This is a genomic window from Microbacterium sp. H37-C3 (assembly GCF_027157935.1).
In the GTDB taxonomy this organism is placed as follows: Bacteria; Actinomycetota; Actinomycetes; order Actinomycetales; family Microbacteriaceae; genus Microbacterium; species Microbacterium plantarum.
Genome location: NZ_JAPVLR010000005.1, coordinates 89,690 through 104,600, shown reverse-complemented (window position 1 = coordinate 104,600; position 14,911 = coordinate 89,690). Strand labels below are relative to the sequence as shown.

The 14,911-nt window shown below is 70.4% G+C and carries 14 protein-coding genes; 7 read left to right on the top strand and 7 right to left on the bottom strand.

Annotated features, from left to right (window positions below; translation table 11 throughout):
• Positions 1–2 precede the first annotated feature (2 nt).
• Entirely contained in the window at positions 3–2,258 is a 2,256-nt protein-coding gene (locus O1W71_RS13580) for an FAD-dependent oxidoreductase (RefSeq protein WP_269268365.1), read from the top strand.
• A gap of 29 nt (positions 2,259–2,287) precedes the next feature.
• Positions 2,288–4,354 (top strand): alginate lyase family protein, encoded by a 2,067-nt coding sequence (locus O1W71_RS13575; protein ID WP_269268364.1) that lies wholly within the window; start codon positions 2,288–2,290, stop codon positions 4,352–4,354.
• A gap of 121 nt (positions 4,355–4,475) precedes the next feature.
• Here O1W71_RS13575 and O1W71_RS13570 read toward each other — a convergent pair whose 3' ends face one another.
• Positions 4,476–5,498 carry a zinc-dependent alcohol dehydrogenase family protein gene (locus O1W71_RS13570; RefSeq protein ID WP_269268363.1) on the bottom strand — a complete coding sequence of 341 codons (1,023 nt, stop codon included), beginning with the start codon at positions 5,496–5,498 and terminating at the stop codon, positions 4,476–4,478.
• 87 nt (positions 5,499–5,585) lie between these two features.
• Between O1W71_RS13570 and O1W71_RS13565 the strand changes: the two genes are divergently transcribed.
• On the top strand, positions 5,586–6,587 hold the full coding sequence (locus O1W71_RS13565) for a bile acid:sodium symporter (protein ID WP_269268362.1): 1,002 nt from the start codon (positions 5,586–5,588) through the stop codon (positions 6,585–6,587).
• Here O1W71_RS13565 and O1W71_RS13560 read toward each other — a convergent pair.
• Both O1W71_RS13560 and O1W71_RS13555 read right to left on the bottom strand, forming a co-directional pair.
• A complete protein-coding gene (locus tag O1W71_RS13560) occupies positions 6,570–7,544 on the bottom strand; it encodes an intradiol ring-cleavage dioxygenase (RefSeq protein WP_269268360.1) in 975 nt (324 codons plus the stop codon). The genes O1W71_RS13565 and O1W71_RS13560 overlap by 18 nt on opposite strands.
• A gap of 107 nt (positions 7,545–7,651) precedes the next feature.
• Entirely contained in the window at positions 7,652–8,974 is a 1,323-nt protein-coding gene (locus tag O1W71_RS13555; RefSeq protein ID WP_269268358.1) for an HNH endonuclease signature motif containing protein, read from the bottom strand.
• Between the two features lie 197 nt (positions 8,975–9,171).
• Here O1W71_RS13555 and O1W71_RS13550 point away from each other — a divergent pair, with 197 nt between their 5' ends.
• Together O1W71_RS13550 and O1W71_RS13545 are read left to right on the top strand one after the other, a co-directional pair.
• The gene (locus O1W71_RS13550) at positions 9,172–9,504 is read left to right on the top strand and encodes a DUF3140 domain-containing protein (RefSeq protein ID WP_269268357.1); all 333 of its coding nucleotides are present in this window, start codon (positions 9,172–9,174) and stop codon (positions 9,502–9,504) included.
• A gap of 44 nt (positions 9,505–9,548) precedes the next feature.
• Positions 9,549–10,355 (top strand): alpha/beta fold hydrolase, encoded by an 807-nt coding sequence (locus tag O1W71_RS13545; protein ID WP_269268355.1) that lies wholly within the window; start codon positions 9,549–9,551, stop codon positions 10,353–10,355.
• A gap of 19 nt (positions 10,356–10,374) precedes the next feature.
• Here O1W71_RS13545 and O1W71_RS13540 read toward each other — a convergent pair whose 3' ends face one another.
• Entirely contained in the window at positions 10,375–10,830 is a 456-nt protein-coding gene (locus O1W71_RS13540; protein WP_269268354.1) for a GIY-YIG nuclease family protein, read from the bottom strand.
• A 39-nt stretch (positions 10,831–10,869) separates the two neighbouring features.
• Positions 10,870–11,793, bottom strand: coding sequence for an NADP-dependent oxidoreductase (locus O1W71_RS13535; protein WP_269268353.1), 924 nt, complete (start codon positions 11,791–11,793; stop codon positions 10,870–10,872).
• Between the two features lie 119 nt (positions 11,794–11,912).
• Between O1W71_RS13535 and O1W71_RS13530 the strand changes: the two genes are divergently transcribed.
• Together O1W71_RS13530 and O1W71_RS13525 are read left to right on the top strand one after the other, a co-directional pair.
• Positions 11,913–12,563, top strand: coding sequence for an acyl-CoA synthetase (locus tag O1W71_RS13530; protein WP_269268352.1), 651 nt, complete (start codon positions 11,913–11,915; stop codon positions 12,561–12,563).
• Entirely contained in the window at positions 12,560–12,889 is a 330-nt protein-coding gene (locus O1W71_RS13525; RefSeq protein WP_112615279.1) for an amino acid transporter, read from the top strand. The genes O1W71_RS13530 and O1W71_RS13525 overlap by 4 nt, the downstream gene beginning before the upstream one ends.
• A gap of 80 nt (positions 12,890–12,969) precedes the next feature.
• Here the strand turns inward: O1W71_RS13525 and purB are convergent, their stop codons facing one another.
• Positions 12,970–14,352 carry an adenylosuccinate lyase gene (purB, locus tag O1W71_RS13520; RefSeq protein ID WP_112615277.1) on the bottom strand — a complete coding sequence of 461 codons (1,383 nt, stop codon included), beginning with the start codon at positions 14,350–14,352 and terminating at the stop codon, positions 12,970–12,972.
• 27 nt (positions 14,353–14,379) lie between these two features.
• Complete coding sequence (locus O1W71_RS13515; protein WP_112616901.1) at positions 14,380–14,856, bottom strand: low molecular weight protein-tyrosine-phosphatase; 477 nt, start codon at positions 14,854–14,856, stop codon at positions 14,380–14,382.
• Between the last annotated feature and the right edge of the window lie 55 nt (positions 14,857–14,911).

Below are 14,911 nucleotides of genomic sequence, written 5' to 3'. Positions count from 1 at the left end.
CCATGCGCACTCAGAACATCGAATCCGACATCACCGTGGTCGGCGGCGGCCTCGCCGGCGTCTGCGCCGCGATCAGCGCCGCGCGGCTGGGAAAGCGGGTGGCGCTCATCGGCAACCGGCCGGTTCTGGGCGGCAACTCGTCGTCGGAGGTGCGGGTCTGGGTCGTCGGCGCGACGTCGCACGGCATCCAGCGGTTCGCTCGCGAGAGCGGCGTGATCGGTGAGCTCTACGTCGAGAACCAGTACCGGAACCCGGAGGGCAACCCGATCATCTGGGACGAGGTCGTGCACGACGCGGTGCGCGCGGAGCCCAACATCCGGTTGTTCCTCAACACGGATGTGCGCGAGATCGACACCGACGAGGTCGACGGCGAGCGGGTCGTGACCGCCGTCCACGGGTGGACGATGGGATCGGAGATCGCCACGACCTTCCGGAGCCCGTACGTCCTCGACTGCACCGGTGACGGACTCATCGGGTATCTGGCGGGCGCCGACTTCCGCATCGGCCGCGAGGCCCGCGAGGAGTTCGGCGAGGCGTGGGCGCCCGAAACGGCTGACGACGAGCTGCTCGGCTCGACGATCCTCTTCTATACGAAGGACCTGGGGCGGCCGGTCGACTTCGTTGCGCCGGACTCCGCGAAGGACATCACCACCACCCCGATCCCGACGTCGAGAATCCTGCGGTCCGGCGACTCGGGCGCGCACTACTGGTGGATCGAGTGGGGCGGCCACCTCGACACCGTGCACGACAACGAGGCGATCCGCGACGAGCTGCGCTCCGTCATCTTCGGCATCTGGGACTACATCAAGAACTCGGGCCGCTTCGACGCCGACACCCTCGATCTCGAATGGGTCGGCACGATCCCGGGCAAGCGCGAGTACCGCCGATTCCTGGGGGACCATGTGCTGACCCAGAACGACATCCTCGATCAGGTCGACCACCACGACGCGGTCGCGTTCGGCGGCTGGTCGATCGACCTGCACCCGGTCGAGGGCATGTACGCCACCGAGGCCGGGGCTCACCAGCGGTACTCGAACGGCATCTACGGCATCCCGTTCCGCAGCTACTACTCGCGCAACGTCGCGAACCTGCTGGTGGCGGGGCGCGACATCTCGGCGAGCCATGTCGCGTTCGGCTCGACCCGTGTCATGGCCACATGCGGCGCGGGCGGCGAGGCGGCGGGAACCGGAGCCGCGCTCGCGCTCGACCTCGGGGTGCGTCCGCGCGCGCTGGCAGCCGACCACGCCGACGAGCTGCGCCAGGTGCTCCTGCGCCAGGATGCCTCGGTGTTCGGCGTGCGCAACACCGATCCGGCCGACCTGGCGCGGCAGGCCCGCGTATCAGCGTCATCGGTGGCGACCACGCTCGACCCCGTCGAACTCGTGCCGGATGCCGCTGTCGCCGAGCACCCGCTCGACTCCGACCTCGGCGTGCTCGTCCCGGTGGACCCGCAGCTCGACGGCGTCGACGTTCTGCTGAAGGTGGCCCGCGCTGCCACCCTCACCGCCGCGCTGTGGACCACCGGGCGGCGGCAGAACGCGGTTCCCATCGACGAACGGATGCGGGTCTCGGTCGACGTGAGCGCAGCCGCCGACCCGCAGTGGGTGCGGTTGCCGCTCGTGTGGACCCCGGATGAGCCCGAGAACGTCGTCGTGGTCCTGGGGGCCGATCCCGATGTGAGCGTTGTCCTCGCCGAGGTACAGGTGCCGGGAGTGCTGACCCTGCCGCACCGGCCTCAGGCCGACGGTGACCAGAACGTCGCCGTCGACGAGTCCGAGAGCGTCATCGCGTGGCCGGCGATCCCGATGCGAGGACGCACGCCGCGCGTGCGTCTGCATCCTGAGACGACGGCCTTCGCGGCCGAGCAGGCGGTCGGCGGCTATCAGCGGTTCTTCGGCGGTCCGAACCTGTGGATGTCGCGTCCCGACGACGCGGCGCCGCACCTCGCCCTCGCCTGGGATGACGAGCAGTCGATCACGGCCGTGCGACTGGTGTTCGATGACGACACCGACGTCGAGCTCAACACGCTGCATCACCACCGCACGCCCGACCGCGTGTTCCCCGAGCTCGTCCGCGACTACGTCGTGGAGACCTGCGGCGCCGACGGCGTCTGGGTCGAACGGGTGAACGTGACCGCGAACCGCCGACGACAGCGTGTTCACGACGTCGAGGTCGACGGGGTCAGGGGCCTGCGGGTGCGGGTGACGGCCACGAACGGTGCCGCGCAGGCGCGGATCGTGTCGCTGCGCGTGATGTGAACCCCGAAGACCCCGACGAAAGGTACGACATGAAGAATCGATGGAGATTCTCGCTCGCTGTGATCGGAGTCGTCGCGCTCGCGATACCGGCTCTGCCCGCGGTCGCCGCTGCGGCCCCGTCCGCGACGATCGAGGACGGGTGCGACGAGCTGACTCCCGACTGGCTGCCCGCAGCCGGGACGTGGGAGGCGGCGGACGGCGTCGCCAGAGTCGTGCAGCCGGGGGCGTCACGCGGGTCGATCCTCGCGCTGACCGGCCGCGGCCTCGACGGGGAGGCGACGGCGACGGTGACCTTCGCCTCTGCGGGCGGGGGAGCCAGCGCGTGGGCGGGCTTCACGGTGCGGCGCACCGGCACGGCCGACGACTACACGCAGTCCGGTTACACCGTTTTCGTCCGCAACAGCGGCGAGCTGGCAGTCATCCGCGCCGCCGGCGACGGGCAGGTCGCCGTGCTCGGCACAGCGCAGACCGATGCCCGCCCCGGGTCCGGCCCGGTCACGGTCACGGCGTCGCTCGACGGCGAGCGGATGCGGGTCGGCCTCGGCGACGTCGGCGAGGCGACGACGCTGATCGATGTCTCTGACGCCGCCTTCTCGGGCAGCGGGTTCGCGCTCGCGGCGCATCGCGACGTCCGGATGTCGGTCGACTCCGTGCAGCTGTCGGGCGTCATCGACCGCGCTGAGCCAGTGCCGACCGACTGCGTCGGCTGGTCGGGTGCACCGGTGACGGATGCGGGTCGCGGCGAGGTGCTCGTGAGCGACGCGCGCATCGAGGCGGTGTCGGCGCGCATCGCGGCGGGGGAGCAGCCGCAGACGTCTGCGTACGCGCGTCTGCTCACGGCCGCCGACGCGGGTCTCGAGCGAGCACCTGCTCCTCCGACGACCTTCTTCGTGCCGTTCTTCTACAACGATCCGACCGCGCACCGTGCGGCGCGGGACGGGCTGCAGAACGACGCGAACACCGCCTACGAGCTCGCATTGGCGTATCGCCTGTCGGGTGATGCCCGCTACGGCGCGCACGCCGCGCAGTTCATCGATTCCTGGACCACGACGGTCGAATGCGTTCGCACCCGTGAGGACTCCGCGCTCGCCTTCAGCTACCACTTCCCGGCCTTCGTTCACGCCGCTGAGCTGCTGCGCGGCACTTCCGTGTGGAGCGCGGCGTCCGAGGCCGTGTTCGCCGGCTTCCTGCGTGAGACGGCGACGCCGGTCGCGGCGTCGATCCTGCATCGCACGAACAACTGGGGCAGCTGGGCCCTCGAGACGACGACCGCCGTCGCGGCCTACCTCGACGACGAGGCGGGGCTCGACGCTGCGAACGCGCGCGCCGTCGAGCTGCTCGAGCACCAGATCGACGAGAACGGGCACCTCCCGGAGGAGGTCGACCGGAACAACGGCGTCGGGGACTACGGCATCTGGTACACGCACTTCTCCCTGCTGCCGCTCTTCCTCGTCGCCGAGACGCTGTCGGCGCACGGTTACGACGTGCACGATCACGTCAACGCGAACGGGCGCGGGCTCGCGGATGCCGCGGACGCCGCGACAGGGTGGGTCGCCGACCCGGCATCCTTCCCCTACTACACGGGCGACCCGGCGAAGCTCGCGAACGTGCGCACGATCGATTACCTGCGTGACGCGGGGTTCACGGCGCACAGCATGAGCTACTTCGAGCTCGCGCAGAACCACTTCCCGACCGACGAGCGCGCAGCGCTGCTGGCCGAGGAGGGGCCCATGACGACGATCCACTCGGCGCCGTACCTGAGCCTCACCCACGGTGGACTCGCCGACGTCACGGCGGCGCCGGGAGAGGGTGAGCCGGGCGAAGGCGAGCCGGGAGAGGGTGAGCAGGGTGGCCCGGGCGAAGCGCCGGGGGCCGGAACGCCCGGTGGCACGGGCTCGTCGGGTGGCGCACCGAGCGGCGGACAGTCGAGTGCGCCCGCCGGCGGCCCGGATGCGGGAGCGACCGGCTCGCTCGCAGCATCCGGTGGTGAAGCCTCGCCCGCACCGCTGGTGCTCGCCGCCGGGATGATGCTCGTCGGACTCGTCCTGGTCGTCGCGCGGGTGCGTCGGCGGGCGGCCGTCGCGGCCGGCGACTGAGCCCGGTCTGCCGCGATCCCGGATGCGAGGGATCGCGGCAGACACCCCGGGTGAGCGGCATCCTCGGCGGCGTGTCGGATCGGATGCCGTGGATCCCGGCACCGGTCGGAGGGCGTTCCGATCAGAGGGTGAGCAGCACCTTCGTCGCGCGGCGCTCGTCCATGGCCCGGTAGCCTTCGGCGGCGTCGTCGAGGGGCAGGGTCAGGTCGAACACGGCACCCGGGTCGATCGTCCCCGACATGATGAGGTCGATCAGTTCGGGCAGGTACTGCCGCACCGGGGCGGGGCCGCCGTGCAGGTGCACGCCCGATCCGAAGAGCTCGGCGCCGGGCAGCTCGACGTCGTGCGAGACGCCGACGTAGCCGACGTGGCCGCCGGCGCGGGTGGAGCGGATCGCCTGCATCATCGATTCCTGCGTGCCGACCGCCTCGATGACGGAGTGGGCGCCGAGGCCGTCGGTCAGCTCCTTGATGCGCGCGACGCCGTCGGCGCCCCGCTCCTCGACGATGTCGGTGGCGCCGAAGCGGCGGGCGAGGGCCTGGCGGTCGGCGTGACGCGACATCGCGATGATGCGCTCGGCCCCGAGCTGCTTGGCCGACAGGATGCCGAGAAGTCCGACGGCGCCATCGCCGACGACCGCGACGGTCTTGCCGGGGCCGGCCTGCGCGGCGACGGCGGCGAACCAGCCGGTGCCGAGCACGTCGGATGCCGCCAGGAGGCCGCGGATCTGGTCGTCGGTGGGCTGGCCCGGGACGACGACGAGGGTGCCGTCGGCGAGGGGCACGCGCAGCCGCTCGGCCTGCGAGCCGAGGCGACCCATCGGAACGCGGTCGACGCAGTGCGACTGGTAGCCGTCGCGGCAGATCTCGCACGTGTTGTCCGAGGCGATGAACGAGCCGACGACGAAGTCGCCGACCGAGAGCCCGCTGACGTCGTCGCCGATCTGCTCGACGACGCCGACGTACTCGTGCCCCATCGGGATCGGGCGCTTGATGGGGTCTTCGCCGCGATAGGGCCACAGGTCGGAGCCGCAGATGCAGGCCGCGGCCACCCGGATGACGGCATCCGTGGGCTTCTCGATCGTCGGGTCGTCGCGTTCCTCGACGCGGACGTCGCCGGGGGCGTGCATGATGACTCCGCGCATGGTGGCTGTCCTTCCGTAGCGGTTCTCCCATTCCACCTCATGCGACGGCTGCCGGGGTGCTTCTGGCCTCCGGTGCGGCATGCTGGCATGATGCGGGCGCTCGCGGTGATCGAACGGCACCAAGCGGCGATGTTCCTGGTGGCGCTGGTCGTGGGCGGGGTCGTGGGGCTCGCGATGCCGCGCTTCGCTCAGGCGATCGAACCGGTGCTCACCCCGGTGCTGGGCGTCCTGCTGTTCCTCACGTTCCTCTCGATCCCGCTCGTCGGGCTGCGGGAGGCCGTCCGTGACGCACGGTTCATCGGGGCCGTGATGGTCGCGAACTTCGTCGCGGTCCCGGTGGTCGTGTGGCTGCTGTCGCGGTTCGTCGCCCATGACGCGGCGCTTCTGCTGGGCGTGCTGCTGGTGCTGTTGACACCCTGCGTGGACTACGTCGTCGTCTTCGCGGGCCTCGCTGGAGGATCGCGTGAGCAGCTGCTGGCGGCGACGCCGCTGCTCATGATCACGCAGCTGCTGCTTCTGCCCGCGTACGTGTGGGCGATGGCCGGGGGCGAGGCTGTCGCAGTCATCGATCCGCGCCCGTTCGCCGAAGCGTTCGTTCTGCTCATCGTCGTTCCGCTTGCGCTCGCCGCGGTCGCGCAGGCGGCAACGCGCCGTTCGCCGCGCGTCGGGTCGGTGTCGTCCGGGCTGCTGCGTGCCATGGTGCCGGTGATGATGCTGACGCTATTCGTCGCGGTCGCCTCGCAGACGGCCGCGGTCGGGGATGCGATGGTGTCGCTGGCGCCCGTCGTGCCGATCTTCGTCGCGTTCGTGCCGTGCGCAGTGATGGTGGGGATTGTCGCGGGCCGTCTGGCCGGACTCGATGTCTCGCGCCGGCGGGCGGTGGTCTTCAGCACTGTGACGCGCAACTCTCTCGTCGTCCTGCCGCTCGCACTCGCCCTGCCGGCGTCATTCGCGTTGACTCCGCTCGTCGTGGTCACGCAGACGCTCGTCGAGCTCGTCGCGATGTTCGTGCTGGTCGCGGTCGTGCCCCGGCTCATGCGCGGCCGCGGCTGCGGCCATGGCGCGCAACGGTCAGGGTCGGCGGGGTGAGACCCCGCCCGGAGCGGCGCCCGCCGCGGGTGTCGTTGTCGTGTCCACGCGAGCGGTGAGCGAGACGACGTATCCGGATGTCGTGTCGCCGGTGACGGTGGCCAGTTGGAGGGCGCCTGCGTCGTCGCCGAACACGTTGTCGGAGGCGAGCGAGACCTGCGCAAGATTGCGCGCGGAACCGCTGTAGGCGGGGAGCGCGTAGACGGTGCTGCAGACGTCCCCGGGGAGGGCGACCTGTGACGTCGCGATGGCATTCGCGGCGTCGGTCATCGCCGCCGCGTCCGGGTAGACCTCGAAGTGGATGTGCGGCCACCGGCCCGTGTAGCAGGCGGGAATGATCGAGGTGAAGGTGACGACGCCGGACGCGTCGGAGACCTGCACCCCTCGCAGGTAGGTCTCGTTCTCGATCCCGTTCGAGTACATCGAGTACCCGCCGTCGGCGTCGCAATGCCACACGTAGACGGCGGCCCCGGCGAACGGCACATCGCCTCGGGCAGTGTCGAGGATCGTGAGCCGGAGGGTCATCGGCACGCCGTCCGCGGTCGCGCCGCCCTCCAGGGACGATCGGATGTCGCTGCGGACGATGCCGGAGCGCTCGAGGACGTCGGGCCCGTTCGAGCCGTCGCCGGGGTAGGGGCCGGCGGTCTCGTCAGGGATCTCGCCGGCGGGCAGGCCCGAGTTCGCGACGGCTGTCGCGGACGGTGTTGCGGTGGGTGTCGCGGTCGGTGTCGCCGTGGGTGATGCGGCGGGCGAGGCCGTCGCCGTGGGAGTGCAGGCCGCGAGAGCCGCGGCGCCCAAGCCGAGGCCGGCGAGGCTCAGCATGGAACGCCGGGTCATCAGCGTGCGGATGTCGAACGGGGCGCCCTGATCGACGACCTCGTCGTCGGCGCGGTCGAGCAGGCGGCCCTCGTAGGCCGGTCCCGCGGGCGTGTGATCGGGTTCGGGGATGCGGCTCACGTCTGACTCCTCGGTCGGTTGTGCACCGAGCATCGCCCGCCAGCCCATCCGTATCGTTGGATAGACCTATGCGCCGGATATGAGACCCGCGCGAGACCGCCGCGCTGTCAGAAGGGTGGTCTCTCCGGTGGTCCGCCCGTGTCGATGGTGAAGCAGACCGCGGGTATGGGGACGTCTTCGCGGTAGACCCGGCCGAGGGGTGAGGTCCATTCGAGGACCCCTCCGCCGACCTGCCGGACCTCCCACTTGGTGAACTGCTTCATGGAGTGGTGTCTTTGGCAGAGGTGGGCGAGGTTGAAGATGTGGGTGTGCCCGCCCAGGGCATGGTCGATGGTGTGGTCGAGTTCGCAGCGGATCGCGGCCCGTCGGCATCCGGGGAACCGGCAGTGCTGATCCCGTGCCATCAGGAGCTTCTTCATCGAAGCCGTGGGCCGGTAGGTGTCGATCTCGACCGGTGTGCGGGTGACGGGGTCGATGAAGAGCCGGTCCCACTCGCTGACCTGCCCGGCGAGCTCGCGCGCCGTGTCGGCATCGATCAGCGCAGCGCCCACGGCTTCGGCGGGGTTCTCGTCACGCCCCATCAACGTCTCGGCGGTGACGGCGACCTGAACGCGTGCGCGGATCGCGCCGAGCCCACCGGCCCGGTCGGTTCCGTAGGTCGGGTCAACTACGGGCGCCCCGCCGAGGACGAGGTCACCGAGGATGTCGGCCCGCAGCTGATCCATCGTCCGGGTATCGTCGGGCTCGCCTTCCCCTGCCCCATCAGCACGGGCATCCTTCACGGACTGTCCCATCTGCGTGAGCCGGTCAAGCATCCCCGCGGCAATGACCGTCGGAAGGTTGGCGACGAGGTTCGACATCCCGTCCGTTCCGTGGAACACGCGAACGCACCGCTCCGCTGCCGCAGCCTTGTGCCGCTCGGTGAAGTTCTGCGGGTGAAGCCGGGCCGCCAGAGCCTCCAGCGCACCCCGCACCCGCGACGGCACATCCCGCTCGCACACCGTGATCGCGGCTGCATCGTACGCCGACCGCACCTCGTCAGGCACCCGCGCGCCGACCCGCACGACCACATCCACGTGTCCGCGTTCGATCCGCCGCTGGGCCCACGCCTCGAACACGGCCGGGTAGTCGTCGATGACCGTCATCGCGTGGTCGATCTCGCCCTGCAGCCGCCGGTCCGTCAACCGCGCCATGCCCGCTGCTTCGGCCGCGACCGACCGCAGCTCCATGTCCGACGCCATCCCCTGCACGCCGTCACGCCGCGCCTCACGCAACGCCGACCGGCCCAGTTCCGTCAACGCCCGAACCCGCGCGACATCCCCGGCGTGGACCAGGTCGAGCGCCTCCGCGAACACGGAGAACGCTTCGGCATGCGGCGACGCATCCGCGACACCGTCACCCCCGAGCCCGCTACCGCTGTTCGATGTCATGTTCCCATGATGTCAGCACCCTCCGACATCCGCATCGAATATTCGTTCCACGGTGGATAAGTCGCTGAGCAAGCGAATTGTGCAGGAAACGCCCAACCCGCCGACGACAAAAACCACGAAAAGGCGGCATAAACGCGCTGACTCATCGTGCTGTCAAGAGGATGCGGCCGGGCAGACGCCGCGGGCACCATCGCACCATGAGCGACGACGACGACCAGACGCGGCACGACTTCCGCGACGCCGTGAACATGAGCCCCGCCGAGCTCGAGAAATGGCTCGACACCGACGAGTCGAAGGAGGTCGGTCAGAAGGACGGCGGCGGTGAATCGACGGGCCACCAGTCGGGCCGGCGCATCGTCGACCTCCTGCGCACCAAAAAGGACGACCTCACCGAGTCGGACCTGAAGCACATGCGCAAAGTCGTCGGCTACGTCAACCGGCACCTCGCACAGCGCCCCTCGGGCGACATCACCGAGACCGCCTGGCGCTACTCGCTCATGAACTGGGGTCACGATCCCGCGAAGAAGTGACCGCCTCCGCCGAGCAGGCCTCCGCTGAGCAGGAGAATGGAACCGTGAGCATCCCCGCGTCCTCCGGTCTGACCGAGCTGCCCGAACCGCGATTCGTCCTCGTGGGCGAGGACGGCCACCGCATCGCCACCTACTCGTGGGGAGAGGACGACCTTCCGACGGTGGTCGTCGTGCACGGCTTCGCGTCGAACACGAAGGACAACTGGGTCTCGACCGGTTGGGTGCGCGACCTGCAGCGCGCCGGCTTCCGCGTCCTCGGCCTCGATCAGCGAGGACACGGTGCGAGTGACAAGCCGCATCGTGCCGCCGACTACGACCTGCACCAGCTCGCCTCCGACGTCGAGGCGGTGCTCGACACCTACCTCGTCGACACGGCGATGTACGTCGGGTACTCCCTGGGAGCGCGCGTGGGCTGGGAGGTGCTGCAGGACTTCTCCGCGCGCATCACCCGCGGCGTGCTGGGCGGCGTGCCCGACGGCATCCCGCTCGCCCGCCTCGACATCGATCAGGTGCGAGCGCTCGTCGAGAACGGTACCGAGGTGACCGATCCGGTCACGCAGAACTACGTGCGGCTCACCGAGCGCGTTCCCGGCAACGACCTGCGCGCGCTGCTCGCGATCGCCGGCGGGATGCGCGCCTCGGGCACGGTGGACCCCGACCCCGCCAACGCGCCGGAGCAGCCCGTGCTGTTCGCCACAGGTTCTCGTGACGCGATCATCGAGGGATCGAAGGCCCTCGCCGCCGCCACCCCGCAGGGACGCTTCGTCGAGATCCCCGATCGGCATCACTTCAATGCGCCCGGCTCGCGGGTGTTCCGTCAGACCGCGATCGAGTTCCTCACCGGAGGATGACGCGGCGGCGGACGTCGCCTCACGACGACGCCCGTCGGTAGGCGTCGCCGAGCCAGCGGTCGTAGGCCAGCCACGGCTCGGATGCCGCTGCCCGCAGCGTCTCGATGTGCGCGGTCAACGGACCGGTGAGCGTGAACCACTCGCCGCCCTCTCGCAGTGCCGCGAACTCGCGGTGTCGCTGCTGTTCGAGGGGCCGACCGCCGCGCTCGAATGCGAGGAGCTCGTCATGTCGGATGGCGGCGAGCCGCTGCCGTGGCCGCTCGCTCGTGCCGATCTTCACGCGGGCGCCGAATCGCAGGTAGTAGACGACGGCCACGACCGGGCGGGGCAGGTCGGCATCGAAAGCGTCGCCGAGTCGCCACCCGCAGCGCTGACACAGCCAATGCCCCGTGTCGGCGTCGACCTCGCCCACCCGCCCGCCGCAGACCCGGCACGGGAACGGCATCTCGGATGCGTCGAGGCTCGAGGCGGGCACGACTCCAGGATCCCGCCCGCCTCCGACATCCACCCGCCGTCAGACCGTGACGACGATCTTGCCGCGAGTGTGCCCCTCTTCCAGCCGCGCGTACGCCGCCGCGGCGTCGTCGAGCGGGAAGGTCTCGGCGACCTCGACCCGCAGCGAGCCGTCGGCCGCAAGACGCGCGAGCTCGGCGAGCTGGGAGGCATCCGGGCGCACCCAGATGTAGTTGCCGCCGAACTCGGATGCCGCGCGCGGGTCGGCGATCGAGGTGACGACGCCGCCCTCGCGCAGCAGGTCGTTCGTGGAGTCGAGCGAGCTTCCGCCGGCGAAATCGAGCACGACGTCAACGCCCTCGGGAGCGATCTCGCGCACCCGGTCGGCGAGGCCGTCGCCGTAGACCACGGGCTCGGCGCCGAGCTCGCGGAGGTAGTCGTGGTTGCGCTCCGACGCGGTGCCGATCACGCGCGCGCCGCGCAGGCGCGCGAGCTGCACGCCGAACGAGCCCACGCCGCCGGCCGCGCCGTGGATGAGCACGGTCGCCCCCTCGCCGACGGCCGACCGCTCGATCGCCTGCAGCGCGGTCAGGCCGGTGAGGGGGATCGCGGCGGCCGCGGTGAACTCGAGACCCTCCGGCTTGCGCGTGGCGGTGCGCACGGGAACAGCCATGTATTCGGCGACCGATCCGCCGCTCACGACATCGGCGCGGGCGTAGGCCAGCACCGGGTCGCCGACCTCGAACTCGGGAGTGTCCAGTCCCACCTTCTCCACGACGCCCGCGACATCCCAGCCCGGCACCGCCGGCAGCTGAACGTCGAGCAGGCCCTGGAGGTATCCCTCGCGCACCTTGTAGTCGACGGGGTTCAGGCCCGCGGCCACCACGCGCACCACCAGGGTGTCGGGTCCGATGTGGGGCATCTCCCGATCGGTGATCTCGAAGCGGTCGTTGCCGCCGAACTCGTTGTACGTCAGTGCCTTCATGCGCAGGACAAACGCCGGGGCGGCCGACAGGATTCCCGACGGGATGCCGCTGACGGGCGCTCTCTCGGGGCGGACGCGTAGAATCGGGGGCATCCCGTTCTGAAACGCGAGAGTCCGCCGTGTCTGCAGCATCCGCCGCCCGCACCTTCGAGGTGCGGCATGTCCAGCTCGCGCGCGCCCTTTTCGCGGCCGTCGCCGCCGTCATGATCACGTTCTCGCCCGATCACTCCGCCGCCGTGGGCATGTCGGTGTTCGGCGGGTTCGCCACCGCGACGGCGATCGTCTTCTTCGTCGGAGCGTGGCTGACGCGCCGCGCGGGCCGGCGTGCGCTGCCGATCGCCCTCGGGGCGGTCACCCTCGTCGCCGCGATCCTCGCTGGCATCCCGCCGTTGCGGACGACGACCGGCTTCTTCGTCATCGTCATCTCGTGGGCCGCGATCACGGGGGCCATAGAGCTGATCGGCGGCATCCGCGGTCGCCGCTCCGGAGCTCCGGCCGCGCGCGACGAGGTGCTCATCGGTGCGATCACCCTCCTGCTGGTGGTCGGCCTGCTGCTGGTCAACCCGGCCTACCGCCTCGATTACGTCATCGAGGAGGCCGGCGCCTTCACGCTCACCGGCATCACCATCGGCGTCGGGCTGTTCGGCGGCTACGCCGCGATCGTGGCGGTCTTCCTCGGAATCGCCGGCTTCTCGCCGCGGCGCGAGGAGCTCGCGCCCGCGGCATCCGTCCCGTCATCCCCCTCGTCCGATCCGGAGGTCGCATCGTGAGCGGCGAACACCCCACCCGCCGCGAGATCATGCGTCCGGTCCAGCTGCTGGGCCTCGCGTTCGTCGCGGCGATCTTCTCGGGTGTCATCACCCTCGTGTCGATGGGCGCGTTCCAGGCGCTCCCGCGCGAGTCCGTCGAGCGTGCCGTGGTCGTCGCCCTGATCGTGGCGGGGATCGCCTTCATCGCGACGCTCGTGATCATCGCGCTGCTGATGCTCGCCGTCGATCCTGCTCAGGTGAGCAAGCGCGTCGACCGCCCCGTGCTGTACCCCGACGAGTCGGAGACCCCCGACGACTCGGCGTCCGGCTCGTCGCCCCGGCGCTGATTCAGCCGCCGAGCGCGTACCGTTCACACGAAAACGCACCGCCCCCCGAGCGTGCTCGGCGGGGCGGTGCGTTTTCGGCGTCAACCGAGGCGTGAGACCAGGTCGTCGGCGAGGCCGGCGTAGCCGGCGGGGGTCAGGGCGAGCAGGCGCTCCTTGGCGGCATCGCCGATGTCGAGGCCGCGCACGAACTCGGCGAGCTCCGGTCCGCCGACGCGGCGACCGCGGGTCAGGTCCTTGAGGAGCGCGTACGGGTCGGTGATCCGCGAGCGACCGGCGGCGATCTCGGCGCGGACGACGGTCTGGATCGCCTCGGCCAGCACCTCCCAGTTGGCGTCGAGATCGGCGAGCAGCACGTCGCGCGACAGCGAGATCTCGGTGAGCCCGCGCTGCAGGTTGTCGAGGGCGAGCAGCGAGTGGCCGAAGGCGACGCCGATGTTGCGCTGCGTCGTCGAGTCGGTCAGGTCGCGCTGCATCCGGCTCGTGACGAGCGTCTGCGCGAGCGTCGAGAACAGACCGCCGGAGATCTCGAGGTTCGCCTCGGCGTTCTCGAACCGGATGGGGTTGATCTTGTGCGGCATCGTCGACGACCCGGTCGCGCCGGCGACGGGGATCTGCGCGAAGAAGCCGAGCGAGATGTAGGTCCAGACGTCAGTGGCGAGGTTGTGCAGGATGCCGCCGGCGTGCCGCACCCGGTCGTAGAGCTCGACCTGCCAGTCGTGCGACTCGATCTGGGTGGTCAGGACGTTGAAGTCGATGCCCAGTCCCTCGATGAACGAGCGCGAGAGCTCGGGCCAGTCGACGTCGGGCTCGGCCGCGAGGTGCGCGGACCAGGTGCCGGTCGCGCCCGAGAACTTCGCGAGGTACTCGCCGCCCTCGATCTGCTTCGCGACGCGGGCGAGGCGCCATGCGAACACGGCGATCTCCTTGCCCATCGTCGAGGGGGTGGCGGGCTGGCCGTGCGTACGCGAGAGCATCGGGGCGTCGCGGTGCTCGCGGGCGAGGTCGCCCAGTGCGTCGATGACGGCATGCAGCTTCGGCAGCCAGACGTTCTCGACGGCGCGCTTGACGGTGAGGGCGTAGGAGGCCGAGTTGATGTCCTCGCTCGTGCACGCGAAGTGCGTCAGCTCGGCGATCGCGTCGAGGCCGAGGGCCGACAGCCGGTCGCGGACGAGGTACTCGACGGCCTTCACGTCATGGCGAGTGACGGCTTCCTTCGCGGCGAGCCAGTCGATCTCGGCCTGACCGAAGTCGCGGTAGAGCCCACGGAGCTGGGTTTTCTGCTCATCAGAGAGCGGTGAGCTGCCGAACAGGCTCCGGTCGGTGAGGGCGATGATCCACTCGACCTCCACCTCGACGCGGGCGCGGTTGAGACCGGCTTCCGAGAGGTAGTCGGCGAGGGATCCGACGGCGGCGGCATACCGGCCGTCGAGCGGGCTCAGGGGCTGCGGGGGCAGAGAGGTCACGAGGCTCCATTCAGTGTGAACGGGCGCTCAGGACGTGGTGCGGATCGCGGGTTCGAGCTGCCGGAAGAGCGCCCGGCTCGCGCTCTCGATCATAGCGAGCACCTCGTCGAACATTCCGGCGTCGCCGTAGTAGGGGTCGGGGACGTCCAGATCGCCTCCCGCTTGCGCGTCGAACGACATCAGCAACCCGAGCTTGTCGGTGTCGGCCGTCGTGCGCGCCCAGTTCGACAGCACGCGCTCGTGCGACCGGTCGAGCGCGACGATCAGGTCGGAGCGATCGAAATCCGTCAGCGTGAAGCGACGGGCCCGATGCCCCCGCCCGTCGTAGCCGCGGCGTTCGAGCGCCTCGAGCGTGCGTCCGTCGGCGGGCTCGCCGACGTGCCAGTCGCCCGTTCCCGAGCTCGCCGACACGACGCGGTCGCCGAGCCCGGACTGGTCGATGAACCAGCGGAAGACCACGTCGGCCATGGGGGAGCGGCAGATGTTCCCCGTGCAGACGAACATGACGCGGAAGGGCTCGGCGCGTCGGGTCACCGTCCCATTCTGGAGGATGGAGCCT